Raw genomic sequence first — 26992 nt, 5'->3', positions numbered from 1 at the left:
GCGTTCCCTGAATGGATTCGGATCTGGTTGGCGCAACTCTGCGCCACGAGTGTGTCTTCGTCAAAGTAGTGCGTATTCGGGTTCGGCGGCTGGCCTCCAGCATCCGGACAGCAGAAACGATTCCGGCCAAAAGCAACAAGAATGAGCAGTCCCGCCGCGCAACTTCAATCCGACACATTGGGCTCGCGCCTGGCGTCGCGCGGTGATCTGACCAGCTTTTTCATGCAACTGACCGCCGAGATAGGCGCCGACAGCTACATGCTGGTCGCCATCGTCCACGACCAGGACCGCAACGACGCGCGCATCGTCTCGTCCAACTGGATTTTCGACGCCATCGAACTGATCGGCAAACGGCTGATAGCCGGCCTTGCGCAAGGGGCACTCACCGTCGCGCCAGGCGTCCGTCCCAAGCCGCTGGTGGCAGCCCAGGCACCGGACGCCGGCGGGCTGGTCACAGGCGAGGAGGCCCACCTTCTCGACGTACTTGGCCATGCCGAAATCTATTCGCTGCGCCTCAATGTCGGCCGTCAGCGCCTGTTCGCCTTGTTCTCGGCGGCGACCGCCGGCAGCATCGACCCGCCGGCGCTGATGAAGGCCCAGTTGAAGTGCTGCTACGCGCTCTCGAACATCCCGCAACTGATCGCCGCCGCCGCCATGCAGGATCCGCTGTCGGATCGCGAGCGCGAATGCCTGTTCTGGGTCTCCGAAGGCAAGACCACCGACGAGGTCGCCGTCATCCTTGGCGTCTCTTCCAACACCGTCAACAGCTACATCACCCACGCCATCCAGAAATTCGCGGCCAGCAACCGCGCGATGGCCATCGCCACGGCGATCAGGAGCGGCATCATTTGAAACACGCCGACATCAAGGAGGCTGCCGAAGCCCTTTTCAACGAGCAGCGCAATCCGTTCGGCGCCTTTTCGCTCGGTTCCGAAACTCATCACGCCGTCACCATTCCCGATGCCGTGCGCCGATGCCGCTGGATCGCCGTCGACATCAACGCGGCGGCCTTCGGCCTGTTCTTCGTCAGCCCGTCGCCGGAGCGGGCACGGCTCGTCCCTTGCCTCGATTCCGACTATCCCGGTGTTGGGGTAGCGACGAAATTCATTTCAGGCGCCAATGGCGAGGAGATCGTGCGCCACACCCGCATCTCGACCGAGCCGCGCTGGTGGACCGACGACGGCGTGGCCGCCGCGGCGGAGACGTTCCGCAATCTTGCCTGGACCGAGCAGATGGCGCCGCTGGCGCCAGGGACCAGCGGCATCGCATTCCCCGTCCACGCCGACCGCGGGCAATGCGGCCTCGTCGTTTTCCTCGGTTCGGAGATCATCTTGTCGCAGGACGCGCTCTACGAAATCCATGCCCGCTGCTTTTCATTGTTCGCCGCTGTCGCCCGCATCCGTCCAAGCGACACAGGTCGGACGCGCTCGATCTCCAAGCGCGAGCTCGAATGCCTGAAGCTGACCGCCAATGGCAACACCAGCGAGGAGATCGCGCGCCTCCTGAAGCTGTCGGTGCACACCGCCAACCAGTACCTGACCCAGTCGACCCAGAAGCTCAACGCCGTCAACCGCAACCAGGCCGTGGCCAAGGCGCTGCGGCTGGGCTTGATCGAATAGGGCAGTTCGAGGACCGGCTGGCGGTCGCCGGGAACCGATCGTTTCTCAGCGAAAGGCCAGGGGTTCGACCTTGCGAATACGCGCCTGTTCGATCACCGCCTCCAGCAGGGCCGTGTTGTGCTCGGGGTTCTCGCCCGGCTTCTCGAACGAAACATAATTAACCGACACCGAGGTGCCACGCTCGCTCAGCGTCAGCTGGAAATAGACCGTGACGCCGGGCGGCCTCAGCTCCAGATCGAGCACGATGCGCGGACTGCCGCTCCAGTCGACATGCGCCTCGCCGCCATGGCCGAGCCTCAGCGTGCCCGGCATGAAGAACAGCTCGGCCGCTGAATCGACCAGATCCGACAGGCAAGCGAAATGCTCGAGCCGGATGAAGGCGATGTAGTCGGCGACGTCGATCAGCCTGAGTTCCCCCACCACCTGTTCGATGGCGTCGGCGACGATGATCTCGCGGGAGTTTGCGTGCGGTTGGCGGTTCATGAAGTCTGTCTGCGCTCAGCCTTTTTCGAGTAGACGATCCGCACCAGTTCGGCGACGGCCTGGTAGAATTGCGATGGGATCACATTATCGACCGAAACTTGCTTGTACATGGAGCGGGCGAGCGCCACGTCCTCGAAGATCGGAATGTTGTTTTCCCGCGCGATCTCGCGAATCTTGAGCGCCATCAGATCCTGTCCCTTGGCCAGCACCAGCGGTGCCGCGTCCTCGTCGCGCACATATTTCAGCGCGATCGAGAAGTGCGTCGGGTTGGCGATGATCAGCGTCGCGCGCGGCACCGCCGTCATCATCCGCTTGCGCGCGCGGTCGCGCGCCAGCGAACGCAGCCGCGACTTGACGATCGGGTCGCCCTCGGACTGCTTGAACTCGTCCTTGACCTCCTGCTTGCTCATGCGCAGGTCCTGCTTCCAGTGGAAGCGCGACCAGACGATGTCTACCGCCGCGATCAGCCCCATCACGAAGACGATCGCCACCAGGATGTCGACGGCGATGCCGCGGATGACAAGGCCGAAGGCGACGGGATTGGTGATCATTCCGGCGAGCAGCTTGCGATGGTCTTCCGACAGCGTGAAGGCGAGCACGGCAATGGCGAAGCCGACCTTGCCAAGCGACTTCAGGAACTCGACCCAGCCCTGAATGCCGAACAGCCTGCTCCAGCCCTTGGCGATCGAGATGCGCGAGAGTTGCGGCCGCACCCGATCGCCGACGAATTGCGGCATGTTCTGGAACACCGACGCGCCGACACCCGCAACGGTCAGCAGCACCAGCAGGCTGACGAGCGCGCGGCCCACTTCGAGGAGGACGATCTTGTAGAGCGCGATGACGTCGGTCTCGGTGTCCATCGGCCAGGCTTCCGGCTTCTCCAGGAACATCGACAGGAACATGCCGAGATCGACAATGGCTTCCTTGGCGTAGAAGACGGTGAACACCAGGATCGCGACAAAGGATGCGAGGAGCGCTGTTTCCCGCGAATGGGGCAGCTTGCCCTGTTCGATGGTGTCGCGGATCTTCTTTTCCGTCGCCTCTTCGGTTTTCGAATCCTTGTCGACCGCGTCAGCCATGCCGCGGTCTTAGGCGGCGTTCTGGGTCGAGGGCAGCTCGAACGCGCCTTCGCGCGACAGCCGGATCGTCGTCGACACGATCGTCTTGCGGGCCGCCATGATGTCGGCAAGGGGAATCCCTTCCGAGCCCTGTCCGAGTTCGGACTCGATCATGCGCCGCGACCGCGCGCCGATCGCCGACAGCGCCGCCTCGGCGAGTGCGGCCGAAGCGCCGCGCAAGGCCAGCGTGACCAGTTCGGTCGACAGCCCGTCGAACAACAGCACCCGCGCTTTCTGTGTCAGCAGCGGCAGGTCGTCGAAGGCGAACAGGCGCGCCCTGACGCCGTCGAGATCGGGCGTGCCGGCGGCCTCGAGATCCTGCATGACCTCTTCGAGCAGCGGCTTGTCCAGTTCGTTGAGCACGCTGGCGACGCGGGCCTGTCCGGCCGAAGTGTCCTTGGTCGAGGTTTCCGTCAGCACGCTGGAGCGTAAGCGGTCCTCGACGATCCTGCTGGCGGCATCCGGAACATTCGCCATCGTCACCATGCGCTTGATGATTTCGCCGCGCATCGGCTTCGTCATGGTCAACAGAACGCTCGCGGCCGCCTGCGGCGCCAGCTTCGACAGCACCATGGCCGCGGTCTGCGGGTGTTCGCCAGCCAGGAAAGCGCCGAGCCGTGCCGGCTCGAGCTTCTCGAGTTCGGGCCAGATCGGCGGCGGGCTTTCCGGCGCGGCCTCGAACCTCTTGTCGCCCATGATGGCGCTCATCTCTTCGGGCGAGAGCGATTCATTGAGGATGGTGTCCATCCTGTCGGCCGAATCGAGCAATCCCGCCCCTTCGGTGAACTCGGCCTCGAATTCGGCGACGATGCGCTCGAGATCGCTTTGCGGGATCGTCCGCAGCAGGCGCGCGCCCTCGATCAATGCCTTCAATTCTTCCTGCTTGAAGAATTTCAGCAGACGGCTGGCCGACGGTTTGCCCATCGCCACCAGTATGGCGGCCGCCTTCTGCGCGCGCGTCAGCGTCGCTGCCGTCGTCATGCCTCCCGCCTCCGCTGCCGGCAAGCCCCGCAACCCATGCTAGGCGCCCTTCGAGCCGGCGATGATTTCGGTCAGCCTGATGCCGAAGCGCGACGGATCGCTTTCCAGCACGGTGATCTCGCCGCGGGCGATCTTGCGACCGTTGACCACGACGTCGACCGGCTCGCCGATACGGCGATTGAGCGCCACCGTCGACCCCTTCTGCAGCGCCATCAAATCGGACACCGGCATCTCGGTACTGCCAAGGATGATCTGGACATCGACGGGGATGTTCATGATGACGTTCGAATTGGCGCCGGAGGCGGCCCTGAACGCCGCATCGGGGCGTTTATCCTCTTCATTCAGGACACCGCGCAACTCTTCGATGGCACGGTCGAGCTGCTCGTCCGGCTGGTCGAGGTCGGCTTCCACCTTGGTCATGGCCATGCGTCGTCTCCAAATGCTCAGGCACTGCCGGCGGCAGCCGGCATCAGCCCATCGATGAAGTCCTGCCCGGCATCATAGGGATGCCGGATTCGAACGGTGTAATTCTGCCCCAGCTTGCCGAACTCGCATACGAACAACGTCTGGCCGCGGGCGCTGAGGCGCGCCCGCGACTGCGCCGTCTCCTCGAATTCGATAACCTGGCCAATTTCGAGATCGGCGAGGTCGCCGAGCGTCAGCCGGGCCAGCGGCATGGTCGCCTCGAGCGCGACCGTGGAGCGCATCACCTCTTCCGAAAAGCGCGCGCGCCAGCTGGCGCTGAGATCGCCCTCGCCGGCCGTGGCAGCGCCGTCGCGGCTGGCCAGCACGATGCGCTGCGGCATCGTCACGGTGACGGTGCCGGTTTCGGCCGGGGTCGAAATGCCAAGGACGATGCGCACTGCCGCGCCGTCGCGCAACACGTGCCGTTTCGCCTCGGTGCCCGACATCGCCCGCGGCACGGGCAGGCGCAGGTCAAGCGAGCGCCGTCCCGATCCGTTGAGCGCCTGCGCGACCTGCTGGAACACCATGGTCGAGACATCGACTTCGATCTGCGACAGATCGCGCTCGATCGGCGACACCGGCAGGTCCGGGTCGCCGCCGAACAGCGTGCAGACCATGATCGCGATCGCCGGAGCATCGATCACCAGGGTCATGGCGTCGGAGGAGGTGGATGATGCGACGATTGTCATGGCAAACGTGTCGCCGGCACGCGAGCGCGCCTCCGACACGCGGCTGACCTCGACGGCCCTGAGGTCGACGGTAACCGGGACGCCAATCTCACCTGTCAGGCTCTTCTGCAGCAGCGGCGCGGCGCGCTCGGCCATGGCCCGGCCGGTACCGATGACCTGGGCGGCCTCGCCACTGTCGCCGATCAGGCGTTCGATGATCAGCGAGCGGACTTCCGCTGGGCTTCCGGGACTGGTCATGACAGGGCTTGGACCAATCTGTCGCGCATCGTTCAGGCGGCCTTCTTCTCGGCGGAGCCGGTGGCCATCGTGCTCTGCTCGACAGCGTCGATCGTCGGCCGCTCATAGGACGATATGGTCTTGCGGCCGAACTCGATCGCCACCTGCGGCAGCGCGCCGTTCATGTAGGCCAGCAGCGTCTGCTTGACGATGATGTAGAGGCGGTTCTTCTTCTCGCGCACCGTCTTGATCTTGGTGGCGATAGGCCCGACCACCGCGTAGGACAGGAAGATGCCGAGGAAGGTGCCGACCAGGGCCGCGCCGATCAGGCCACCGAGGATTTCCGGCGACTGGTCGAGCGCCCCCATGGCCTTGACCACGCCAAGCACGGCGGCGACGATGCCGAGCGCCGGCAAGCCGTCGCCGACCGCCACCAGTGCGTGATAGGCCTTCATCTTGTCGGACTTGATGGTCTGGATTTCCTCGTCCATCAGCGCCTCTATCTCATGCGAGCGGGCATTGCCGATGATGATGATGCGGCAATAGTCGCAGATGAAGGCCATCAAGTCGTGGTTCTTGAGCACGGTCGGAAAGGCCTGGAAGATCGCCGACTCCTCGGGGTTGTCGATATGCGCCTCGACCTCGCTGCGCGACTTCGAGCGCAGCTCGCGCATCAGGCTGTGCAGCACGCCGAGCGTTTCCAGATAGTCCTGTTCCTTCGGCACCGCTTGCTTGAACGCCTCTATGATGCCCTTGCCCGTATCCTTGACCGTCTTCATCGGATTGGCGACCAGGAAGGTGCCCAACGCCGCGCCGCAGATGACCACGGCTTCCCACGGCTGGACCAGCACGTGCAGATGGCCACCCATGGCCATGAAGCCGCCAAGGACGCAGCCGAGCGTAACCACCAGTCCAATCAGAATGCCCACGGCAGGTCCTTCGCATTTCACGTCAGGAGCAACGGATAGTCCCCGTGCCTTGTGTGAGGCTTGAATCGAGGCGTGTCGGAGACGATTCAGTTTCGCGCAAGGAAGTGAGGCTATTGTGCTGGCATAAGCTTCGGCCGGAGGCGCGTTCTTGCTCAATACCTTTACCAGCTACCAGCTCATCACCAAGGACATCAGCAAGTCGCTCGACAGGATCGAGCAGCAGCCCGTGGTCGACCGCGATACCAAATATTATCTGGACAACATCACCAAGGTGAAATCGATCGACGATTTCGTCAACAATGACCGGTTGTTCAAATATGCGATGAAGGCCTATGGGCTGGAGGACATGGACTACGCCAAGGCCTTCATGGTCAAGGCGCTCAAGGAAGGCGTTTCCGCTTCCGACAGTTTCGCCAACAAGCTCACCGACAAGCGCTATGCCGAGTTTGTCAGCGCCTTCAACTTCGCCGCCAATGGCGCCGATGCGACCATCTACAACAAGGCGCAGCAGCTGGTGACGAAGAACTACGCCGCGCAGGCGGAAATCGCCGGCGTCGATCCGAATTCGGACTATGTAAAGGGCGAGACGACATACTATCTCGCCAACATCACCAAGGTGAAGTCCATCGATGATCTGATGGGCAACGGCCGGCTTTACACCTATGCGCTGGCCGCGTTCGGCCTCGATTCGGCGACGGAGGACAAGGACCTCATCAAGCAGGTCCTGCAAGGTGGCGTGAGCGACCCCGACAGCGTCGCCAACAAGCAGACGAATCCGGCTTACGCGGCATTGGCCTCCGCCTTCAATTTCCAGGCCTATGGCGAGAACGCCACAACTTACAATCCCGCGCAGCAGCCGACCGTCGACAAGTACATGCGCCAGACCCTCGAAGAGGATGCCGGCAACACAAACCAGGGCGTGCGGCTGGCGCTCTATTTCGATCGCAAGGCGCCAACCATCACCAGCTGGTACGACGTGCTTGCCGACACCGCCCTTGCAAGCGTCGTGCGCACCGCGCTCGGTCTCCCCGATTCCTTCGCTACCGCCGACATCGACAAGCAGGCGCAGCTGTTCGAGCAGAAACTCGACATCTCGGATTTCTCCGACCCCGAGAAGCTCGGCAAGTTCCTGACCCGTTTCACCAGCATGTGGGAGATCAACAACCCGACCTCATCGGCCGTCACCTCCGTCAGCGTGCTGTTTGCCCAGCCGCTCACTGTGGGCATCTCCACCGACCTTATGATGGCCATGCAGAAGCTGAGGTTCTGAAACCATCATGCGGGACAGCCTGTACGTCGCCCTTTCCTCGCAGATCGCGCTCGAGCGCCGCCTCGACACGATCGCCGACAACGTCGCCAACGCCTCGACGATCGGCTTTCGCGCCACCGGTGTGAAATTCGAGGACGTCGTCTCCGGCAGCGGGTCGAAATCGGTATCCTTCGCGTCCTCGGGCAAGACCTATCTTTCCGGCGCCCATGGTGCCTTGACCGAGACCGGAAACCCGTTCGATTTCGCCGTCCAGGGCGATGCCTGGTTCGCCATCGACACACCGGTGGGCACCGTCATGACCCGCGACGGTCGCTTTTCGATGAACGAAAATGGCGAGCTGATGTCGATCGAGGGCCACCCGGTGCTCGATGCCGGTGGCGCGCCGATCCAGCTCGACCCACGCAACGGTCCGCCCAAGGCCGGAGCCGACGGTTCGCTGCGCCAGAACGATCAGCTTGTCGGCTCCATCGGCCTCTACGATTTCGATCCGGGCGAGAATTTCGTCCGCTATGGCAATTCCGGCGTCGTTCCGGCACGCCCGCCAGAGCCGGTCACCGATCGTTCCGATGTCGGGATCGCCCAGGGATTTCTCGAAGAGTCCAATGTCAATCCGGTGCTGGAAATCACCCGGCTGATCATGGTTCAGCGCGCCTTCGAGAACACCGCCGCCCTGATGCGGCAGACGGACGCTTCCACCGACGAGGCGATCAAGACGCTCGGCTCGAAGTAACCCATGTCGCTCGACCTGCCATCCATACGCGCACCCGAACGACAGCTACAGACGGCGCCGGAAGACAGGCTTGCCGCACTGGAACGGGTATGGCGGCGTTTCGTCGACACCGAGGCGCTGCTCAAGCGCGGCGGCCGCGTCGCCGAAGTCACGCCCACGCACTACAAGGTTCGTGGCCTTTCCGACTTCGCCAGGCTGGGCGACATCGTCGAGCAGCGCGGCCAGGCCGGCACGCGCCGCGGCGAGATCGTCAAGATCAGCCGTGACGAAATCGTTGTCGCGCCTTTCGAACGCAGCGCCGATGCCGGTATCGGTGATGCCGTGTTCCGCCGCGGTCCGCTCGCGGTGGCGCCGCATGCCTCGTGGCGTGGCCGTACCATCGACGCGCTCACCAGGGCGATCGACGGCGGCCCGCCGCTGATCAGGGGAGACGACGCGTCAAGCGCCGCCCTGACGACGCCCGGTGCCATGGCGCGGCAGCGCGTCGGCACCGCCTTCATGACCGGCGTCAAGGTCATCGACATCTTCACCCCGCTTTGTTTCGGCCAGCGCCTCGGCGTCTTTGCCGGCTCCGGCGTCGGCAAGTCGACGCTGCTCGCCATGCTCGCCGGCGCCGACGCGTTCGACACCGTCGTCGTCGCGCTGATCGGCGAACGCGGCCGCGAAGTCCGTGAATTCCTGGAGGATACGATCGGCGACAGCATGGCCAAGACCGTCGCCATCGTCGCCACCAGCGACGAGAGCGCCATGATGCGCCGGCGCGCGCCGGACACCGCCATGCGCGTCGCCGAGCATTTTCGCGACCAGGGACAACGTGTGCTCCTGGTGCTGGACTCGATCACCCGCTTCGCCCACGCCTTGCGCGAGGTGGCTACGGGAACCGGTGAGCCTCCGGTCGCCCGCGGCTATCCCGCCTCGGTCTTCACCGAACTGCCCAAACTGCTCGAGCGCGCCGGGCCCGGCGCCGAAGGCAAGGGATCGATCACCGCCATCATTTCCGTGCTGGTCGACGGCGACGACCACAACGATCCGGTCGCCGACTCCGTGCGCGGCATCCTCGACGGCCATGTCGTGCTCGACCGCGCGATCGCCGAACAGGGCCGCTATCCGCCGGTCAATCCGCTGTCGTCCATATCGCGACTGGCCGGCAAGGCCTGGAGCGCCGAACAGCGCGCGCTGGTGACACGGCTGAAGTCGATGATCTCCCGGTTCGAGGACACCCGCGACATCCGCTTGCTGGGCGCCTACCAGGGCGGCGCCGACGCCGAGCTCGATATCGCTGTGCGTCAGGTGCCGCTGATCTACGAGGCGCTCACGCAATCGCCGAAGGACCGCCCATCCGCCGATCCGTTCTCCGATCTCGCCCGTCACCTCAAGAGCAAGATGAACGCCGATGCAGGAGACTGAACGCCAGTACACCGAGCGCATCCTGCGCGAAATGATCGACGAGGCCAGGGCCGCGGAGAAAGCCAGGGCTGACGAAACGCGAGTTGCCAAGGCAAAGGCTGCCCGCGCCATGGCTGCCAAAGCCGAGGCTGTCCTGGCCAGAGCTCTCAGGCCAGCCCTGCCCAGGGCCGCCAAGGCCGAGCCTGTCCTGCCCAGGGCTGCCAAGGCTGAGCCTGTCCTGGTCAGGGCAACCGAGCTCGCGCTGCCCACGGTTCCCCAGGCAGAGGCTGCCGAGATGACGCAGGCCAGCCGCGACTCGCTGATCGACGGCCTGTTCCCGCTCACCGAATGGCCGCAGCCACCAAAGGCGCCGTTTCCCAGGCTGAAGAAGGAGTCCAGCCGGCGCAGCGACTTCGTCGTCGCCGCGCTCGGCATCACGCTCGGGCTGATCTGCGCCCTGTTTCCCTGGTATATTTTCTTCAACCAGGAACAGTTTGGCGTGCAGGCGATCAAGTTCGGCGGCACCGGCACCAATTCAGGGCGGGCCGGCGGCGGCGTGGTCGCCGAACGCAGCGCGCCGCTGACGGCAAAGGACGTTCCGGCCGCCAATCTGGATCTGCTCGCCACCGGAACGGTGCAGGACGACCCCAATCCCGCCCCCGCTGAGCAGCCCTTTCCGGCCGACGCCACGAAATTCCGCATGGTTCATGTCGCCAATGGCCGCGCCATGATCGAGGACGATGCCGGCCTCTGGATCGTCCAGCGCGGATCGATATTGCCGGACTCCAGTCAGGTGTCTTCCATCGAGCAGCGCAACGGCAAATGGATCATGGTCACCAGCACGGACCAGGTGATCGAGCTTTCCAGGTAGACCCCACGCGTTTCAGGGCCCTGCCATCCGCAAGGTCCACGCAAGACTGACGGCCTAGTCTGCGGGAACCTGCCCGGAGATTCCCATGGAGCCCGTTTCCCTTTTCGACCTCGCTGCCAAGCAAGCGCAATGGCTGGCCGTGCGCCAGTCCGCGATTGCCGGCAACATCGCCAACGCCAACACGCCGGGCTACACGGCGAACGATGTCGAGCCGTTCGAAAAGGTGCTCGACCGCACCGCCGTGTCGCTGCAGGCCACCCAGGCCGGCCATCTTGGCAACGCCGCGACCAATGCCGGCTTCACCATCAAGCCGCAGGAAGACGACGGCGTCGTCATGCCGTCCAAGAACTCGGTCGTGCTGGAAGACCAGCTGATGAAGGCCGGCGAGGTGCGCCGCTCCTTCGAGCTCAACACGGCGATCGTCAAGGCGTTCCATTCGATGATGATGATGGCGGTGAAGAGCTGACCATGGACGCACTGACCGCAGCCCTCAAAGTCGCGGCATCCGGCCTCGGCGCCCAGTCGGAACGCCTGCGCGTGGTGTCGGAAAACCTGGCCAACGCCCAGTCGACCGGCACGACACCGGGTTCCGATCCCTATCGCCGCAAGACCATCAGCTTCGTCTCGGAGCTCGACCGGACCTCCGGCAGCTCAACGGTCGCGGTGAACTCGATCGACCGTGACCCCAGCGACTTTCCGGTCGAGTTCCAGCCCGGAAACGAGGCCGCCGACGACAAGGGCTACGTCAAGATGCCCAACGTCAACGTGCTCATCGAAATGGCCGACATGACCGAGGCCAACCGCTCCTATGAGGCCAACCTTCAGGTCGTCAAGCAGGCGCGCGATCTCATTTCAATGACCATCGACCTGATGAGGAACCAATGATCGTGAGTGGCATCGGCGCGCTTAACCTGAAGCCTGGGTTGAGCGACATGGCGACGGACCTGCTTCAGGGTGGCGTTGCGCCAGCGACCGGCGGCAACCTCGGCACCTCCTTCGCCGAAGCGCTGAGCCAGGCGGCCTCCAAGACCGTCAACACGCTGCAGAATGCCGAGCAGGTGTCGATGCAGGCGCTCAAGGGCGACGCCGATACCCGTCAGGTGGTCGACGCCGTGATGAGCGCGCAGCAGGCGCTTCAGACCGCCGTCGCCATCCGCGACAAGGTGGTTTCCGCCTATCTCGAAGTCAGTCGAATGGGCATCTGAGGAGTTCCGCCATGAAAGCACTCGCCATCGCCGCCACCGGCATGAACGCCCAGCAGACAAACCTGGAAGTCATCGCCAACAACATCGCCAACATCAACACCACCGGCTACAAGCGCGCCCGCGCCGAATTCTCCGACCTGCTCTACCAGGTCGATCGCACCCAGGGCGTGCCCAACCGCTCCAACGCCTCGCTGGTGCCGGAGGGCGTCTCGATCGGCCTCGGCGTCAAGACGACGGCCGTGCGCAACGTGCACACCCAGGGTGAACTGACCAGCACCGGCAACAGTTTCGACCTGGCGCTCACCGGCAGGGGCTGGTTCCAGATCGAGGGCGCCGACGGCGGCACGCTCTACAGCCGCGCCGGCGCCCTCAACACCAACGCCACCGGCCAGCTGGTGACGGTCGACGGTGCCAGTGTCATTCCGGCGATCACCGTTCCCGTCGATGCCGTCGAGGTCATCGTCAACAAGACCGGCCAGGTCTTCGCCCGCATCGACGGCCAGACCGACCTGCAGAATCTTGGCCAGATTCAGATCGCCAATTTCGCCAACGAAGCAGGCCTTGCGCCGCTCGGCGACAACCTGTTCAAGGAAACCACCGCGTCCGGCCCGGCCAATGTCGGCGTGCCGGGCGACCCTGGCTTCGCCACCATCCAGCAGGGCTATCTCGAGGCTTCCAACGTCGACCCGGTCAAGGAAATCACCGAGCTGATCTCGGCGCAGCGCGCCTATGAGATGAACTCCAAGGTCATCCAGGCCGCCGACGACATGGCCTCGGTCGTCTCCAAGAACATCAGGTAACGGATGATGGTCATGCCGTTCTCCTGCTCCGCATTTCGCCGCACCGCGCTCGTCCTTGCGTTGGTGACCGGCGCCATGCCGGCTTTTGCCCAGGAATCGGCCAACCAATCGGCTGACCAATCGGCCACCAAGATCGCCAGCAGCCACCCTGCCGGCGAGGTTGTGCTGATCCCCAGCCGGGTCATCTATCCCGGCGAGACCATCGAACCCGCTGCCCTGAAGCAGGTGACCCTGATGGCGGGCAAGCACAAGCCCGATGCGGTGGCGACCCGGGCCGAGGAACTCAACGGCAAGATCGCCAAGCGCACGCTGCTGCCCGGCCGCTACATTCCCGCCACCGCCATCCGCGAGGCCTGGCTGGTCGAACAGGGTGCGGCCGTGCAGGTCTTCTTCATTGCCGGCGGACTCACCATTTCGGCGACGGCGGTGACGCTGCAGCCGGGTGCCGCTGGCGATCTCGTCAAGGTTCGCAACATCGACAGCGGCAAGATCCTGTCCGGCACGGTGATGGCAGACGGCTCCATCAGGGTCAGCGCTTCATGATGCGCCCGCTTGCCTTTCTGCTCGCCGCGGCCCTTGGTCTTCAGCCGGCGCTGGCCGACGGCCTGACGCCCAAGGCCAAGCGCGAACTCGCCGCCAAGAATGGCGGCGTCTACGACGATCCGGAATATGATCCGGCCACCACCAACCGCATGTTCCGGGTTTCGTCCGGGCCGAGTTCGCTGCCGCCGGGCCAGGTCGCCTCGCGCATCAAGGACATCGCCCAGTTGCAGAGTTCGCGCGACAACCAGCTCGTCGGCTACGGCCTGGTCATTGGACTTGCGGGATCGGGCGACAGCCTGCGCAATTCGCCGTTCACCGAACAGTCGATCCGCGCCATGCTCGAAAATCTCGGCATTGCCACCGAGGGCGGCAGCGCACGCGCCAAGAACGTCGCCGCCGTCATCGTCACCGCCAACATGCCGCCCTATGTGCAGTCGGGCGCCCGCATCGACATCGACGTCTCCTCGATGGGCGACGCGACCTCGCTCGCCGGCGGCACGCTGATCATGACGCCGCTGAAGGCGGCGGACGGCGAGATTTACGCCGTCGGCCAGGGCTCGGTCATCGTTTCCGGCTTCACCGCCAAGGGTCAGGCCGAGCAGTTGACGCAAGGCGTGCCAACCGCCGGCCGTGTGCCCAACGGCGCCATCGTCGAGCGCGCGGTCCAGTCCGAATTCGACGATCAGGCGACGCTGACGCTGCAATTGCGCAACCCCGATTTCTCGACCGCCATCCGCATCGCCGATGCCATCAACGACTATACCAGCCAGCGCTTCGGCATGCGCGTGGCGGCCGAACGCGATTCCCGCACCGTTCAGATCAGAAGGCCCAAGGGTGTTTCAGCGGCGCGCTTCTACGCCGAGATCGAGAACCTGGTGGTCGAATCCGATACGCCGGCCCGTGTCGTCATCGACGAGCGCACCGGCACCATCGTCATCGGCAACGACGTCAAGATCTCCCGCGTCGCCATCAGCCACGGCACACTGACGGTGCGCATCACGGAAGCGCCACGCGTCGTGCAGCCCGAACCCTTCTCCAAGGGCGAAACCGCCGTCGAACCGTTCACCGCCATCGACGCCAGCCGGCCCGATGCCCGCGTCGCCGTGCTTGACGGACCCGATCTCGAAACGCTCGTCTCCGGCCTCAACCGTCTCGGCGTCAAGCCGGACGGCATCATTGCCATTCTGCAGGGAATCAAGTCGGCCGGCGCCCTGCAGGCCGACCTGGTTCTCCAATAGGCGATGCCGATGACACGCTCCCTCTCGCCCACTGACAGACGCGGCCCCGCCGGGACCCTGCTCGCGGCCGCCATCCTTGTCGCCATGCCTCTTGCCGTCGGCACCGCGCGTGGTGAGGAAAAGGTTCGCCAGGTCCTGCCGGGAGCACCGGCCGCGGAAGCGCCGCAGCAATTGGCGCGGGAAAAGGCACCAGACCAAAGCGAGATCGAGCGCTTCTGCTCCAACATAGCCGACGCCGCTCGCGACCGTCGCTACGCCTTGCAGGCCGAGGAACTGAAGCAGCTCCAGATCGGCATCGACCAGCGCATGAAGGCACTGGACGAAAAGAAGGCCGAATACGAGACCTGGCTGAAGCGGCGCGAGGTTTTCCTGGCCCGGGCCGAGGACGGCGTCGTCCAGATCTATGCCGGCATGAAACCCGACGCCGCCGCCGAGCGGCTGGCAATCGTCAACGCCGATCTGGCGGCGGCCATACTGATGAAGCTCGATTCACGCAAGGCCGGCGTCATCCTCAACGAAATGGACCAGAAGGCGGCGGCGACGCTCACCGGCATCATGGCCAGCGCAGCCCGAAGGGTAGATCCGTCATGATCCGCAAGATGCTTGTGCTGTGCGCGGTCGCGGCCCTGTCCGGCTGCGGCACCAACCTCAAGGAGGTCGGCAAGGAACCGGCGTTGTCTCCGGTCGGCTCAGGCATCGACGGCGGCAACACGTCTTCCCTCTATAAATATCCGGAGACACCGCCGGCGGCGCCGAAGAAGTTCTCGCTGTGGGACGACCGCCAGAGCCGGCTGTTCACCGATCCGCGAGCGCTGTCCCAGGGCGACATCCTGACCGTTAACATCAAGATCAACGACCGCGCCAACTTCAAGAACCAGAACGACAGGAGCCGCACCGCCAACCGCAAGCTCGGCTTCGACATCAGCGCGCAATGGGACAAGCTGAGCACCGCCGGCAAGGGCGCCGGCACTCTCAATTCCGCCACGGACACCACCGCGGACGGTGAGATCAAGCGTTCGGAAACACTGGAGCTCAACGTTGCCGCCGTCGTCACCGACGTGCTGCCCAACGGCAATCTGATGATCAGGGGTTCGCAGGAAGTGCGCGTCAACGCCGAACTCAGGGTGCTGACCATCGCCGGCATCGTGCGGCCGGCCGATATCGGCGCCGAGAACACGATCCCCTACGAACGCATCGCCGAAGCGCGCATCTCTTACGGCGGGCGCGGCCGCATAACCGAGATCCAGCAACCTGCCTATGGCCAGCAGGTTCTCGATCAGGTTCTTCCGTTCTAGGATTGGGGAACACGGCACCGTGGCGAATGTCGAACAGGTACAGCCGCGCAAGGGTCCCTCCCTTGCCATCCAGGCCGCCATGCTGCTGTTTGTGACGGTCGCCGCCATCGGCATGGGCTGGCTGTCCGGCGGCTACCTCAAGGGTGTCGGGGGACCGGTGCCCGTGCCGGTCGCGCCCGAGAATGAAGGCAAAGTCATGGAGCCCGCCGCGGCCGAGTCGCTGGGCGCGGGGCCGACGCTCGTCGCGCTGGCGCCGATCACCACCAACATCGCCTCGCCGGCGGACACCTGGATCAGAATGGAACTATCGGTGGTCTATGACGGGCCGCAGCCGCCGGCAATGTCGGAGGACATCCATCAGGACCTGCTCGCCCTGGTGCGCACCTTGAAGATGCATCAGATGGAGGGCGCCAGCGGCTACCAGCACCTGAAGGCTGATCTCGAGGAGCGCGCATCGATCCGCAGCCAGGGGCACGCCAAGCAGATTCTCATCAGGACATTGCTGGTCGAATGAAGAAGTTCCTTCTCGCCGCGGCGCTGATCGCCGCCGCCACCTCCGTCGCGGCGGCCCAGCAACTCGACCTCGGCGGCATCGGCAAGGCCGACGGTACCACCGTCGGCTATATCATCCAGATGTTCGGCCTGCTGACAGTGCTGTCGGTGGCGCCGGGCCTGCTGATCATGGTGACGAGCTTCACCCGCTTCGTGATCGCCTTTTCGATCCTGCGCGCCGGCATCGGCCTGCAATCGACGCCGGCAAACCTCATCCTCATTTCGCTGTCGCTGTTCATGACCTTCTATGTCATGGCACCGACTTTCGATCAGGCCTGGAATACTGGCGTCAAGCCGCTGATGGACAACCAGATCAGCCAGACCGAGGCCTTCGAGAAGATCTCCGATCCGTTCCGCACCTTCATGTTGCGCAATGTGCGCGACAAGGATTTCGACCTGTTCGCCGACCTCGCCCGCGAACGTGGCCAAGTCGTTGCAAAAGAGACCGTCGACCTGCGCATCCTGGTGCCGGCCTTCATGATCTCGGAAATCCGCCGCGGCTTCGAGATCGGCTTCCTGATCGTGCTGCCATTCCTGGTCATCGACCTGATCGTCGCCACCATCACCATGGCGATGGGCATGATGATGCTGCCGCCGACAGTGGTGTCGCTGCCGTTCAAAATCCTGTTCTTCGTCCTCATCGACGGCTGGAATCTACTTGTCGGCAGCCTGGTGCGCTCCTTCAACTGATCGCCCCTGCCCGCCACCTTGACACTGTCCTCCCGGAAGGGCTGGCGGCGGCCGAGGCATCGCCGAATTTTCCAAGATTATTTTCGGTTAACCGTCCGGTTTAGCCCTTTGGTAGGGACTTGCCGCCATAGTCACTCGCAGATGGCGGGTGATCTATCGCAACGATCATTGGCATGATGCCGCTCCGTCATACCGGGAAAGCCGGTATGCAAAAAAACACCGTGTAAAAACAAGGTACGAGTAGCCATGGCCAGTATCATGACCAACGCTTCGGCGTTGACCGCTCTGCAGAGCTTGAGCGCCACCCAGAAGAACCTCGACACCACCCAGGCCCGCATCTCGACGGGTTATCGCGTTTCCCAGGCTTCGGACAACGCCGCCTACTGGTCGATCGCCACCACGATGCGCTCCGACAACCAGGCCATGTCCACCGTTTCGGACGCACTCGGCCTCGGCGCGTCGAAAGTCGACACCGCCTACACCGGCATGAACAGCGCGATCGACACCATCAACCAGATCAAGACCAAGCTGGTCGCTTCCTACGGCCAGACGGATGCCGACAAAGAAAAGACGCAGACCGAAATTGCCGCCCTTCAGAAGCAGTTGAAGGCCTACGCCGATGGCGCCACCTTCTCCGGCACCAACATGCTGTCCGTCGACAGCGGCACGGCTACGGCTGCAGCCGACGTCAAGATCGTTTCGGCCTTCAATCGCGACGCTTCCGGCAGCTCTTCGATCAGCACGATCGACGTCAACGTGGAAAGCACGAAGCTTTATGAAGCCGGCACCACCGCAGGCACGGCGAAGGGCATCCTCGACGCCAATCGCCTCGGCACCACCGGTGCGATCACCACCACGACGCAGGCCCCGACGGCGGGCGCCGCTTCAGCGGCCGGCGACACCTATTCGGTCGCCACGCTGAAGGTCTACGACTCGACCACCGGCAAGGGCTTCAGCGACTCGCAGATCGCCGACCAGATGAAGGTCGTCGACGCCGCGCTGAAGGACATGACGAACGCCGCCACCACGCTTGGCGCCGCCAAGAGCTCCATCGACCTGCAGAAGACCTTCACGCAGAGCCTGATGGACTCCATCGACCGCGGTGTCGGCCAGCTCGTCGATGCCGACATGAACAAGGAATCGACCCGCCTCCAGGCCCTGCAGGTTCAGCAGCAGCTCGGCGTCCAGGCGCTGTCGATCGCCAACGGTTCCTCGCAGTCGATCCTGTCGCTCTTCCGCTAATCGACTTCGCTCAACCGAAGTTCGCACCAAACATCGGGCCGCGCCAAAAGCGCGGTCCGATTTGCGTTTGTTCAAGGCTTACGCAATCCTCGTTCCTTAACTCTCGAAAGCAGGCCTTTAACAGGCCGTTAACCATAACGCGCTAGTCATGGTTAACCAATAGCTTACAACGGTTGGCGAATCGGCCGTATCGGGCACGATGACAACCGATGCACAGGCCGATCCGGCCTGCGAGGGCAACGCTGGTTCTTCGAGGGGCCAGCCTTAGAAAAGGAGCGAGTTTCTTGGCGAGCATCATGACAAACGCTGCGGCGTTGACAGCACTTCAAAGCCTCAACGCCACCAACAAATCGCTCGAACAGACGCAGGCTCGGATTTCCACGGGCTACCGGGTCTCCGAAGCCTCCGACAACGCCGCCTATTGGTCGATCGCCACCACGATGCGCTCCGACAACCAGGCGCTCTCGACCGTGCAGGACGCGCTCGGCCTCGGCGCCTCGAAAGTCGACACCGCCTACACCGGCATGAACAATGTGCTGACGACGATCGGCCAGATCAAAACCAAGCTGCTTTCGACCGTCGGCCAGACGGATGCCGCCAAGGCAAAGACGCAGACCGAAATCACGGCACTGCAGGCGCAGATGAAGTCCTTCGCCGATGCCGCGACCTTCTCAGGCTCGAACTTCCTGTCGGTGACCTCCAAGCAGGTCGCGGCGGCCAATGATGGCGTCCAGCCGGACGCCAAGATCGTCTCCTCGTTCAATCGCTCTTCGTCGGGCGCCATCTCGCTCGGAACGATCGACATCAATGTCGAGAGCACCAAGCTGTTCGATTCCGGCCTTGCCACCGACGTCAAGAACCAAGGCACTCTCGATCGCCAGACTTCCGTCTATTCGACGGCGGCAGCCCAGAACCTGTATGACACCGCCTATGCGGCCGCGCTCGCCGGCGGCGCCACCGACATCGCCGCCAACACCGCTGGCCAGACCGCGGCGGGGGCGGTTACCAAGATCGACAACGTCTCCGCCTACAATCTCGACATCACGGCATCAGGCGTGACCGACGACATCATCACCCAGATGATCGGCAAGATCGACAAGGTCATGAGCCAGTTGACCGACCAGGCCACCATCCTCGGTTCGGCCAAGAGCAGCATCGACCTGCAGAAGACCTTCACGCAGAGCCTGATGGACTCCATCGACCGCGGCGTCGGCCAGCTCGTCGATGCCGACATGAACAAGGAATCGACCCGCCTCCAGGCGCTGCAGGTTCAGCAGCAGCTCGGCATCCAGTCGCTGTCGATCGCCAACAGCTCCTCGCAGTCGATCCTGTCGCTGTTCAAGAACGGCTAGTTCCTCCCTGGCTGGGATACTCCCGCTTCCGATTGACGGGCCGCGCCACAAGCGCGGCCCGATTTCATTTTCGCACAAGCTTCGAGGGCTAGTGTTCCGGCGGACAGTCATGCTGGGAGTCGCTGAATCGTGCCGGAACAGATCCAGAGCATCATCTCGAATCTCCGCGGGTTTGGCGTGAAGCGCCTCGCTATGCTGGCGGGTATCGCCGTTCTGGTGATGGGCGTCATCGGCGTCGCCTCGGTCTATCTCAACCGCCCGGCCTACGACACGCTCTATGTCGGGCTCGATCGTGCCGACGTGAACCAGATCGGCCTGGTGCTGGGCGAGGCTGGCATCGGCTTCGATGTCGGCGCCGACGGAACCTCCGTGCTGGTGCCGGCCGGCACCACCGCGCAGGCGCGCATGCTGCTTGCCGAAAAGGGCCTGCCGACCAGCGCCAATGCCGGCTACGAACTGTTCGACAATGTCGGCTCGCTCGGCCTCACCTCCTTCATGCAGCAGATCACCCGCGTGCGCGCGCTGGAAGGGGAGATAGCCCGCACCATCCAGTCGATCGCAGGCATCAAGGCGGCACGGGTCCATATCGTCATGTCCGAACGCGCCAATTTCCGCCGCGACGAGCAGCAGCCTTCCGCATCGGTGGTCATCCGCTACTCCGGCATTGACGCCGAGAAGAGCGCCATGTCGATCCGCCATCTCGTCGCCGCCGCCGTCCCCGGCCTGTCGGCCGACAAGGTGACGGTGCTCGATTCCAATGGCAACCTGCTGGCCGCCGGCGACGATCCTTCCAACACCAGCGCCGCCCGCACGCTCGGCGTCGAGCAGACGGTGGAGGCGCAGATCGGCGACAACATCCGCCGGGCGCTGACAGCCTATCTCGGTCCCGACAATTTCCGCGCCAGCGTCAAGGCCGAGGTCAACACCGACACCCGCCAGACCGAAGAAACCATTTTCGATCCGAATTCCCGCGTCGAACGCTCGGTGCAGTCGGTGCGCGCCAACGAAAACAACAACCAGAAGCAGGCCTCCACCCCGGCCAGCGTCGAGCAGAACCTGCCCGAGACCCAGGCGACCGCCAACGAGGGTCCGCAATCCTCCTCGCAGAACGACCGCAAGGAAGAGATCACCAATTACGAGATCAATTCGAAGAAGATCGCCACCGTCTCCAACGGCTACACCGTCACCAAGATGTCGATTGCGGTCGTCGTCAACCAGCAGCGGCTGATGACCATTCTCGGCAAGGACGCCACGCCCGAGCAGATTGCCAAGCGCGTCGCCGACATCCAGAAGATGGTGACCTCCGCCACCGGCTTTGACGACAAGCGCGGCGACGTCATCGACGTCTCGGCGGTCGAATTCATCGACGGGCTGGATGGCGAAGCGATCCCGCAAGCTGGAATGCTCGATTCCATCGGCCAGCACGCCGGCACCCTGATCAACGCCGGCGCCTTCATTGTCGTGGTGTTCATGGTCGCCTTCTTCGGCCTGAGGCCGATGGCGGCCGCGCTGACGGCAAAGGCCACCCCGGCAATAGCCGGCCCCAACTTCGATGAGGTCCAGCGCTCGCTGCCCACGCCGGAAGCCACCGCGAACGCAGAAAGCGCTGCCGTTGGCGCCTTGCCCAGCTCACGCCCAAGTCCCGCTCCGCTCGACGATCTTCGCCAGAGGATCAGGCCCGCGCCACAGGATCGGCTTGCCCGAATGGTCGACCTCAACGAGGAGCGCACCGCGCAAATCCTGCGCAAATGGGCTGCCCAGGAAGTCGCGGTGTAAACCATGCCTTCCGCTGCACTTTTCGATCTTCTGCCCGATTTCGGCACGCGCACGCCACGTGCCGACCAGCCGCGGGCCGCGGTCGATCCCGAACACAAGCCCGAGGCACCGGCACCCCGGGCCGATATCGGCACGCTGATCGCGGAGGCGGTCGCCCAGGCCGAAGCCGCGCTCGAGGCGCGCCTGTCGATTGCTCACGCAGCGGCGCTCGAAGCCGAACGCCAGGCCAATGCCGAGGAAGCAAGGCTGTTTCTCGAAAGCCTCGGCGACGATGTCGGCAAAGCGGTCTCGTCGCGCATCGACGCCATGGAGGCACGCGTGACCGGGCTCGTCGCCGCCACGGTCGCCCGCATCATCGGCGGCATCGTCAGTGACGACCTGCAGAAACGCTCGCTCGAGGCACTTGCCGGTGCGATCCGCGAAGCGGTCGGCGATGCCGAAGCGGTGCGCATCGCGGTGCGCGGGCCGCTCTCGCTGTTCGAGACACTGAAGGCATCGCTCGGCCCCCGCGCCGCCAATCTCGACTTCGTCGAGACACCAGGCTTCGACCTCACGGTCGCGATCGACGAGGCGGTGTTCGAGACGCGCATGGCTGAATGGTCGACGACGCTTTCCGAGGTTCTGGCATGAGCGTCGCCGATGCCGGACACGCCCACCAGGAAATCATCATCGTGCGTCGTGGTCATGACGACCACGACGAAGCCCACCATGGCGGCGTCTGGAAGATCGCCTTCGCCGACTTCATGACGGCCATGATGTGCTTCTTCCTTGTCATGTGGCTGATCAACGCCGCCAACGAGCAGACCAAGGCAGCCGTCGCCAGCTACTTCAACCCGGTGAAGCTGGTCGACCGCAATTCGAGCCGCAAGGGCCTGGAGGATCTCGGCGACGGTCCGAACGCGATCGGCTCGACGGCCAACAACCCGCAACAGGCGACAGCCAAGACCGGGCAGGAGGGCAGCGGCGGCGCCGGCTCGTCCGAACGCAAGCAGGACAAGCAGGAGCAGCAGCAGTCGGAACGTTCCGACGAGCATCTCTTCGCCGACCCCTATGCGGTGCTTTCGGAAATCGCTACCGACACCGGTGTCATGCAGAATGTCAGCCAGAAGGGCGATGGCGGCGCGCAGACTGCCGGCCCGGCGACGGGCGCCTCCGGTGGCGCCTCCTATCGCGATCCTTTCGAGCCGGATTTCTGGTCGCAACAGGTCGCCGCGCCCGGCGCCGAGGCAAGCGCCCAGCGCGCCAGGATCGAGGGCGACCCGCTCAAGCCCGGCGACAAGGCCGCCGAGACGCAGGTCGCCAAGGTCAAGGCCGTGCCGCCAGCCCCGCCCGTCACAAACGCACCGCTCGAGCCTCTGGCAAAGGATGGCAAGGACGCCGCCGCCACGACGATGGCCAAGGCCGGCGAAACCAAGGCCGGCGACATCAAGGCCAACGATGCCAAGGCCAGCGATGCCAAGCCCGGAGACACCAAGCCCGACGGCACCAAGGCCACGGATGCGGCCAAGGCGGACGCCGCCGCGGCGCAAGAAGCCGCCAAGCCAGACGCTGCGGAAAAAGCGCCGACCGCCGCCGCCCTCAAGGCCGCGGCTGACGTCAAGCAACAGTTGGCCGCTGCATTCAAGCCCGGCGACAAGCTGCATGACGGCGTCTCGGTCGAAGCCACCGACAAGGGCGTCGTCATCTCGATCACCGACCAGCTCGACTTCGGCATGTTCGAGGTGGGCTCGGCGCTGCCGAGCCGCGAACTGGTGCTGGCGATGGAGAAGATCGGTCGCATCGTCAACGGCCAGAAAGGCACCATCAGCATCAATGGCCACACCGACGCACGGCCGTTCCGCAGCGACAGCTACGACAATTGGCGATTGTCGACGGCGCGCGCGCATTCAGCCTACTACATGCTCGTGCGCGGCGGCGTCGACGAACGTCGCATAACCGAGGTCGCCGGCTTCGCCGACCGACAGCCGAAGGATCCCGCCGATCCTATGGCGGCCGTGAACCGCCGCATCGAAATCCTGATGGCGACCGGCGGATGAGACGGGCGACCGTCATCAGCCGATCTATTGGCTTGCTGCTGCTGGCCGGCGGATATCCGTCGGCGGGCTTCGCCCAGGACACGCTGCAGCCGTATCAGCTGGTGCGCTCGTTGCAACTCATCCAGGACCGTATCGCTGCCGGCGATCATGCCGCACTGCCGATGCAGGCCAAGTTGCTTGAGATGACGGATGCGCGCCTGCGCGCGGCGAATGCCGAGGATTTCAAGGATCCCAAGAATTTTCGCGCCCTGCTTGTCTACGGCATGAGCGGCGGCAACCCGGTGACCGTCGAGGCAGCCACATCGCGCGCCACGAGCGACCCGCGGGACCTTGCCATTGCCAAAGGCGTGATAGATTACCTCAACGGCCGGCCCGGTGAGGCTATCGAAGCCTTGAAGCCGATCGATCCGATGGCGCTGCCGCCTGATCTCGGCGCCTTCCTTGCCCTGGTCAAGGGCTCGCTGCTCGCCGGCGACCAGCCGGTGGCGGCGCTCAAGCTGCTCGACGAAGCAAAATTGCTCAGCCCCGGCACGCTGGTCGAGGAAGCAGCACTTCGCCGTTCGATTGGCATTGCCGCCACGCAAGGTGACGCGGCACACTTCGCGCTTGCCTCCACCCAGTATGTCGAGCGCTACCTCTATTCGCCCTATGCCAGCCAGTTCGCCGACTCCTTCGTCACCGGCGTCATCACGCTGCATATGTCGATCAGCCAGGACAAGCTGGCCGACATCACCTCGATGATGGATCCGGAGCGCGAGAAGGTGATCTACCTGCGCATCGCCCGCCGTGCCGCGATCGACGGCCTGAATGACCTGTCGGCCTTCGCCTCGGCGCGGGCCGAGCAAGGACGCGACGGCATCACCAACCAGGACGACCCACGCGCCCTGCTCTACGCCAGCCTGTCCACCGTCACCTCCGGCACCATCGAGGACGTGCGTGCCAGGCTGGGCAAGATCGACCGCAGCCGGTTGTCGGAAGGCGACCGCGCCCTGCTCGACGCCGCCCAGGCCATTGCCGGCGAAGTCGTCGCGCCGCCCGCCGCCCATCCCGAGGAAACCCCCGCACCTGCCGCGGCCGGGCAACCTCCGGCTCCCCAGACCGCCGCGGCGCAAGGCGCCGATGCGAGCGGGCTGCCACCGGTCGAAGGCGCGATCTCGGAGCAACCCGCGGTCGCCGCGGTCTCGAGCGGACCAGCCACCCATGCGCCGGACACTCCGGCTGTCGCGGCCGCGCCGGCCGAAGCGGCCACTGTCACGCCGGCATCGGCGCCATCGCCGGCGGCCGCTCCCGAACCCGCCGATCCGACCGACGCCGCCATGGCCAGAACACGTCGACAGCTCGACCTGATCGACCAGATGCTTGGAGCCGCCCCAAAATGACCACCAGCCTCGGTTCGGCCTTGCCAGGATTTGCCCCTGTGCGCGCGACGCCGGAACAACCGGCAGCGAACGGCAAGACGGACGACGCCGGCTTCGGCAAGATGCTGGGCGGCGACACAGGTCCTGCCCGCCCGGAACGGCGGCCGACGACGGAGGCGGGGTCGCGCGAGCAGCGCTGGGGCAAGCTCGCCGCCGGCCTTGCCGCACATGGCGACAAGGCCGAGCCGACATCGGCCGATCCCGGAAAGATCGTGTCGGCCAAAGTGTTGGTCACAAAGGCCGCCAAGGATGCAGCGGACACCGGGTCCGGCACGGACGACGCCACCGACGCCGAAGCGACGGCGGACGACACCGCAACGACACCGCTCCAGGACCATCTGCCGCTGCTGATGGCGTTTCACGACCTGCGCCATTTCTCGACATCGGCCAAGGCAGCCGACGCAAGCGAAACCGGCCAGGACCCGGCGCTCGCCGGGCAATTGCCAAAGGCTCCTCGGTCGCATTCAGCTGCCGGGCGCGACGACCTCGAAACCATGTCGAAATCCGAGCGGGCGTCGGTCGTCGACGGGCCTTTGACCGAGCTCGACGTCCAGGATGCACCCGTCGCCGGCTTGGCCTCCGGGGCGCCGAAGCGCGACACCGCGATCGCCGCCCGTCCTCTGCCGGACGCGCCAGCGGCCGATGTGCCGGGCGTGCAGCCGAAACAGACCGCGCCGGCGATGAAGACCATTGCGGACGTCCAGTCCTCGATGCGGTCCGACCCCGGAAAGCAGCCCTCGCCGGCTGGCCGCATCGATGTGGTTTCCGAGCAGAGCTTCCCGGCGCCGCCGCAGACCACGATGAGCCAGGCAGCCATCAATGTGATCGGCGCCATAACCGCCGATGGCGGCGCGCAACAGGCGTTCTCGGCGTCGTCCGCGACCTCACAGTTGGCCAGCTCTGTTGCGGTTCCGACACATGTGTTGAAGATCGAACTTCACCCCGCCGAGCTCGGCATGGTTACAGCCAGCCTTCGCCTCTCCGGAGAACAACTCTCGATTGAATTGAAGCCCGAAACACACGACGCCTATCACCGGCTTTCCACCGACAGCGAGGCGATCGTCAAGTCACTGCGCGGACTCGGCTTTGAGGTTGATAAGGTCACCATCCTGCAACCTTCGGTAGCGGTCCCGGCTGCAACCCGCACTGATGCCACCGCTTCCCTGACCGCGGCGCCAGGCCGAGACCCGTCATCCTTTCAACCCGGAAATCCAGGCGGCGGCAACGGCGGGGCCGGCGGCCAGCAACCAGGTCAGCAATCAGCGGGGAAACGCAACGATGACGCGCAGGACTATGGCCGCGGCGCTTCGCCTTCTCGCGAGCGCGCTGGCGGCGATATGTTTATCTAGCGTCGCAAGCGCCGCCGCTGCCGCCACCAACCCTTGCGAGCCGGAGATCCTGCGCGCCGCCGATCGCTATGGCGTGCCCGCCGGCATCCTCTATGCCGTCGGCCTGACCGAAACCGGGAAGAAAGGCAGCCTTCAACCCAACGCATTGAATATAGAAGGAAAAGCGGTCTTTCCGAGAAGCCGCGCTGAAGCCCTTGCCACCTTCGCCAATGCCCAGCGCGAGGGCAAGACGCTGATCGATCTGGGCTGCATGCAGATCAACCATCACTACCACGCGTCGCATTTTCGCAGCGTCGAAGACATGCTCGACCCGCGCCAGAACGTCGACTATGCGGCGCGCTTCCTGGCCAGTCTCCATGCCCGTCACGAGACATGGTCGATGGCCGTCGCCCGCTACCACGCCGGTCCCGACAACGATCCGGCGCAGAAGGTCTATGTCTGCCGCGTCATCGCCAACATGGTCGCCACCGGGTTTGGAAAATGGACCGCCAACGCCCGCACCTTCTGCAACCCATAGGCGTATTTCCGCTTCCAGGACACCAATCGCACAGTCCTTGGTTTGCCGCTTCGACTTGGCCAAGACTTGCCACCGCAAGCATATCTGGTTGCACGCTAATACAACCGCCACGATTCCAGACTCCCAAGAAACTAGTTACAAGAAATGACGGTTGTTCAGGATTCTCGCCAACGGCTACGCCTCTCCTCACGGGGCAAATAGTTTGATTCGGAGGCGGGGCCG

General features: G+C 64.5%; 30 protein-coding genes. 24 read left to right on the top strand and 6 right to left on the bottom strand.

The features are described from left to right. The first annotated feature begins 141 nt into the window (after positions 1–141). Together NR193_RS14860 and NR193_RS14855 are read left to right on the top strand one after the other, a co-directional pair. The gene (locus NR193_RS14860; protein WP_256751553.1) at positions 142–852 is read left to right on the top strand and encodes a LuxR family transcriptional regulator; all 711 of its coding nucleotides are present in this window, start codon (positions 142–144) and stop codon (positions 850–852) included. Continuing rightward, positions 849–1619: a helix-turn-helix transcriptional regulator gene (locus NR193_RS14855; RefSeq protein ID WP_256751552.1), complete on the top strand. Its 771-nt coding sequence runs from the start codon at positions 849–851 to the stop codon at positions 1617–1619. Before NR193_RS14860 ends, NR193_RS14855 begins: the two co-directional genes overlap by 4 nt. Before the next feature lie 45 nt (positions 1620–1664). Here the strand turns inward: NR193_RS14855 and NR193_RS14850 are convergent, their stop codons facing one another. From NR193_RS14850 to motA, 6 genes are read right to left on the bottom strand one after another with little or no spacing between them, the layout of a single operon-like run. Beyond that, positions 1665–2102 (bottom strand): hypothetical protein, encoded by a 438-nt coding sequence (locus NR193_RS14850; protein WP_256751551.1) that lies wholly within the window; start codon positions 2100–2102, stop codon positions 1665–1667. Beyond that, complete coding sequence (gene flhB, locus NR193_RS14845) at positions 2099–3181, bottom strand: flagellar biosynthesis protein FlhB (protein ID WP_256751550.1); 1083 nt, start codon at positions 3179–3181, stop codon at positions 2099–2101. Before flhB ends, NR193_RS14850 begins: the two co-directional genes overlap by 4 nt. A gap of 9 nt (positions 3182–3190) precedes the next feature. Beyond that, positions 3191–4201, bottom strand: a complete 1011-nt coding sequence (locus tag NR193_RS14840; protein WP_256751549.1) for a flagellar motor switch protein FliG — start codon at positions 4199–4201, stop codon at positions 3191–3193. Between the two features lie 39 nt (positions 4202–4240). Beyond that, positions 4241–4627, bottom strand: a complete 387-nt coding sequence (gene fliN / locus NR193_RS14835) for a flagellar motor switch protein FliN (protein WP_256751548.1) — start codon at positions 4625–4627, stop codon at positions 4241–4243. A gap of 17 nt (positions 4628–4644) precedes the next feature. Beyond that, a complete protein-coding gene (locus tag NR193_RS14830) occupies positions 4645–5592 on the bottom strand; it encodes a FliM/FliN family flagellar motor switch protein (protein WP_256751547.1) in 948 nt (315 codons plus the stop codon). Between the two features lie 32 nt (positions 5593–5624). Continuing rightward, complete coding sequence (gene motA / locus NR193_RS14825; RefSeq protein WP_256751546.1) at positions 5625–6500, bottom strand: flagellar motor stator protein MotA; 876 nt, start codon at positions 6498–6500, stop codon at positions 5625–5627. A 148-nt stretch (positions 6501–6648) separates the two neighbouring features. Between motA and NR193_RS14820 the strand changes: the two genes are divergently transcribed. The 22 genes from NR193_RS14820 (at position 6649) to NR193_RS14715 (ending at position 26770) form a co-directional block, all read left to right on the top strand. Further along, positions 6649–7770, top strand: coding sequence for a DUF1217 domain-containing protein (locus tag NR193_RS14820; RefSeq protein WP_256751545.1), 1122 nt, complete (start codon positions 6649–6651; stop codon positions 7768–7770). 7 nt (positions 7771–7777) lie between these two features. After that, positions 7778–8500 (top strand): flagellar basal-body rod protein FlgF, encoded by a 723-nt coding sequence (gene flgF / locus NR193_RS14815; protein WP_256751544.1) that lies wholly within the window; start codon positions 7778–7780, stop codon positions 8498–8500. Positions 8501–8503: 3 nt separating this feature from the next. Further along, positions 8504–9907: a flagellar protein export ATPase FliI gene (gene fliI, locus NR193_RS14810; RefSeq protein WP_256751543.1), complete on the top strand. Its 1404-nt coding sequence runs from the start codon at positions 8504–8506 to the stop codon at positions 9905–9907. Further along, a complete protein-coding gene (locus tag NR193_RS14805; RefSeq protein WP_256751542.1) occupies positions 9894–10757 on the top strand; it encodes a hypothetical protein in 864 nt (287 codons plus the stop codon). The genes fliI and NR193_RS14805 overlap by 14 nt, the downstream gene beginning before the upstream one ends. Before the next feature lie 85 nt (positions 10758–10842). Then, positions 10843–11223 (top strand): flagellar basal body rod protein FlgB, encoded by a 381-nt coding sequence (gene flgB / locus NR193_RS14800; protein ID WP_256751541.1) that lies wholly within the window; start codon positions 10843–10845, stop codon positions 11221–11223. A 2-nt stretch (positions 11224–11225) separates the two neighbouring features. Then, positions 11226–11642, top strand: coding sequence for a flagellar basal body rod protein FlgC (gene flgC / locus NR193_RS14795; protein WP_091577769.1), 417 nt, complete (start codon positions 11226–11228; stop codon positions 11640–11642). Beyond that, the gene (locus tag NR193_RS14790) at positions 11639–11962 is read left to right on the top strand and encodes a flagellar hook-basal body complex protein FliE (protein ID WP_256751540.1); all 324 of its coding nucleotides are present in this window, start codon (positions 11639–11641) and stop codon (positions 11960–11962) included. Before flgC ends, NR193_RS14790 begins: the two co-directional genes overlap by 4 nt. A gap of 11 nt (positions 11963–11973) precedes the next feature. Further along, positions 11974–12762: a flagellar basal-body rod protein FlgG gene (gene flgG / locus NR193_RS14785; protein ID WP_256751539.1), complete on the top strand. Its 789-nt coding sequence runs from the start codon at positions 11974–11976 to the stop codon at positions 12760–12762. A 6-nt stretch (positions 12763–12768) separates the two neighbouring features. Then, positions 12769–13305, top strand: a complete 537-nt coding sequence (gene flgA, locus NR193_RS14780) for a flagellar basal body P-ring formation chaperone FlgA (RefSeq protein ID WP_256751538.1) — start codon at positions 12769–12771, stop codon at positions 13303–13305. Further along, positions 13302–14543, top strand: coding sequence for a flagellar basal body P-ring protein FlgI (locus NR193_RS14775; protein ID WP_256751537.1), 1242 nt, complete (start codon positions 13302–13304; stop codon positions 14541–14543). Before flgA ends, NR193_RS14775 begins: the two co-directional genes overlap by 4 nt. A 3-nt stretch (positions 14544–14546) precedes the next feature. Then, entirely contained in the window at positions 14547–15134 is a 588-nt protein-coding gene (locus NR193_RS14770) for a MotE family protein (protein WP_256751536.1), read from the top strand. Next, positions 15131–15838 (top strand): flagellar basal body L-ring protein FlgH, encoded by a 708-nt coding sequence (flgH, locus tag NR193_RS14765; protein ID WP_256751535.1) that lies wholly within the window; start codon positions 15131–15133, stop codon positions 15836–15838. Before NR193_RS14770 ends, flgH begins: the two co-directional genes overlap by 4 nt. A gap of 19 nt (positions 15839–15857) precedes the next feature. Further along, positions 15858–16352: a flagellar basal body-associated FliL family protein gene (locus tag NR193_RS14760; RefSeq protein WP_256751534.1), complete on the top strand. Its 495-nt coding sequence runs from the start codon at positions 15858–15860 to the stop codon at positions 16350–16352. After that, entirely contained in the window at positions 16349–17080 is a 732-nt protein-coding gene (gene fliP / locus NR193_RS14755) for a flagellar type III secretion system pore protein FliP (RefSeq protein ID WP_256751533.1), read from the top strand. Before NR193_RS14760 ends, fliP begins: the two co-directional genes overlap by 4 nt. A gap of 246 nt (positions 17081–17326) precedes the next feature. Then, positions 17327–18322, top strand: a complete 996-nt coding sequence (locus NR193_RS14750; protein WP_256751532.1) for a flagellin — start codon at positions 17327–17329, stop codon at positions 18320–18322. Between the two features lie 284 nt (positions 18323–18606). Continuing rightward, on the top strand, positions 18607–19674 hold the full coding sequence (locus NR193_RS14745; RefSeq protein WP_256751531.1) for a flagellin: 1068 nt from the start codon (positions 18607–18609) through the stop codon (positions 19672–19674). Between the two features lie 129 nt (positions 19675–19803). After that, positions 19804–21450: a flagellar basal-body MS-ring/collar protein FliF gene (gene fliF, locus NR193_RS14740; protein ID WP_256751530.1), complete on the top strand. Its 1647-nt coding sequence runs from the start codon at positions 19804–19806 to the stop codon at positions 21448–21450. Positions 21451–21453: 3 nt separating this feature from the next. Beyond that, a complete protein-coding gene (locus NR193_RS14735) occupies positions 21454–22080 on the top strand; it encodes a hypothetical protein (protein WP_256751529.1) in 627 nt (208 codons plus the stop codon). Then, positions 22077–23486, top strand: coding sequence for a MotB family protein (locus NR193_RS14730; RefSeq protein ID WP_256751528.1), 1410 nt, complete (start codon positions 22077–22079; stop codon positions 23484–23486). The genes NR193_RS14735 and NR193_RS14730 overlap by 4 nt, the downstream gene beginning before the upstream one ends. Beyond that, a complete protein-coding gene (locus NR193_RS14725) occupies positions 23483–24865 on the top strand; it encodes a chemotaxis protein MotC (RefSeq protein ID WP_256751527.1) in 1383 nt (460 codons plus the stop codon). Before NR193_RS14730 ends, NR193_RS14725 begins: the two co-directional genes overlap by 4 nt. Beyond that, positions 24862–26253, top strand: coding sequence for a flagellar hook-length control protein FliK (locus NR193_RS14720; protein WP_256751526.1), 1392 nt, complete (start codon positions 24862–24864; stop codon positions 26251–26253). The genes NR193_RS14725 and NR193_RS14720 overlap by 4 nt, the downstream gene beginning before the upstream one ends. Beyond that, a complete protein-coding gene (locus NR193_RS14715; RefSeq protein ID WP_256751525.1) occupies positions 26183–26770 on the top strand; it encodes a transglycosylase SLT domain-containing protein in 588 nt (195 codons plus the stop codon). Before NR193_RS14720 ends, NR193_RS14715 begins: the two co-directional genes overlap by 71 nt. The last annotated feature ends 222 nt before the right edge of the window (positions 26771–26992 follow it).

It is taken from the genome of Mesorhizobium sp. Mes31 (assembly GCF_024519675.1).
Lineage (GTDB): Bacteria > Pseudomonadota > Alphaproteobacteria > Rhizobiales > Rhizobiaceae > Mesorhizobium.
The sequence above is the reverse complement of the archived record's forward strand: the minus strand, read 5'-3'. Positions and strand labels throughout refer to the sequence as shown.

Coding starts and splice junctions, on each gene's coding strand:
- NR193_RS14860 (WP_256751553.1), top strand. CDS start 142: ATGAGCAGTCCCGCCGCGCAACTTCAATCCGACACATTGGGCTCGCGC.
- NR193_RS14850 (WP_256751551.1), bottom strand. CDS start 2,102: ATGAACCGCCAACCGCACGCAAACTCCCGCGAGATCATCGTCGCCGAC.
- flhB (WP_256751550.1), bottom strand. CDS start 3,181: ATGGCTGACGCGGTCGACAAGGATTCGAAAACCGAAGAGGCGACGGAA.
- NR193_RS14840 (WP_256751549.1), bottom strand. CDS start 4,201: ATGACGACGGCAGCGACGCTGACGCGCGCGCAGAAGGCGGCCGCCATA.
- fliN (WP_256751548.1), bottom strand. CDS start 4,627: ATGGCCATGACCAAGGTGGAAGCCGACCTCGACCAGCCGGACGAGCAG.
- NR193_RS14830 (WP_256751547.1), bottom strand. CDS start 5,592: ATGACCAGTCCCGGAAGCCCAGCGGAAGTCCGCTCGCTGATCATCGAA.
- flgF (WP_256751544.1), top strand. CDS start 7,778: ATGCGGGACAGCCTGTACGTCGCCCTTTCCTCGCAGATCGCGCTCGAG.
- fliI (WP_256751543.1), top strand. CDS start 8,504: ATGTCGCTCGACCTGCCATCCATACGCGCACCCGAACGACAGCTACAG.
- NR193_RS14805 (WP_256751542.1), top strand. CDS start 9,894: ATGCAGGAGACTGAACGCCAGTACACCGAGCGCATCCTGCGCGAAATG.
- flgB (WP_256751541.1), top strand. CDS start 10,843: ATGGAGCCCGTTTCCCTTTTCGACCTCGCTGCCAAGCAAGCGCAATGG.
- flgC (WP_091577769.1), top strand. CDS start 11,226: ATGGACGCACTGACCGCAGCCCTCAAAGTCGCGGCATCCGGCCTCGGC.
- NR193_RS14790 (WP_256751540.1), top strand. CDS start 11,639: ATGATCGTGAGTGGCATCGGCGCGCTTAACCTGAAGCCTGGGTTGAGC.
- flgG (WP_256751539.1), top strand. CDS start 11,974: ATGAAAGCACTCGCCATCGCCGCCACCGGCATGAACGCCCAGCAGACA.
- flgA (WP_256751538.1), top strand. CDS start 12,769: ATGGTCATGCCGTTCTCCTGCTCCGCATTTCGCCGCACCGCGCTCGTC.
- NR193_RS14775 (WP_256751537.1), top strand. CDS start 13,302: ATGATGCGCCCGCTTGCCTTTCTGCTCGCCGCGGCCCTTGGTCTTCAG.
- NR193_RS14770 (WP_256751536.1), top strand. CDS start 14,547: ATGCCGATGACACGCTCCCTCTCGCCCACTGACAGACGCGGCCCCGCC.
- flgH (WP_256751535.1), top strand. CDS start 15,131: ATGATCCGCAAGATGCTTGTGCTGTGCGCGGTCGCGGCCCTGTCCGGC.
- fliP (WP_256751533.1), top strand. CDS start 16,349: ATGAAGAAGTTCCTTCTCGCCGCGGCGCTGATCGCCGCCGCCACCTCC.
- NR193_RS14750 (WP_256751532.1), top strand. CDS start 17,327: ATGGCCAGTATCATGACCAACGCTTCGGCGTTGACCGCTCTGCAGAGC.
- NR193_RS14735 (WP_256751529.1), top strand. CDS start 21,454: ATGCCTTCCGCTGCACTTTTCGATCTTCTGCCCGATTTCGGCACGCGC.
- NR193_RS14730 (WP_256751528.1), top strand. CDS start 22,077: ATGAGCGTCGCCGATGCCGGACACGCCCACCAGGAAATCATCATCGTG.
- NR193_RS14725 (WP_256751527.1), top strand. CDS start 23,483: ATGAGACGGGCGACCGTCATCAGCCGATCTATTGGCTTGCTGCTGCTG.
- NR193_RS14720 (WP_256751526.1), top strand. CDS start 24,862: ATGACCACCAGCCTCGGTTCGGCCTTGCCAGGATTTGCCCCTGTGCGC.
- NR193_RS14715 (WP_256751525.1), top strand. CDS start 26,183: ATGACGCGCAGGACTATGGCCGCGGCGCTTCGCCTTCTCGCGAGCGCG.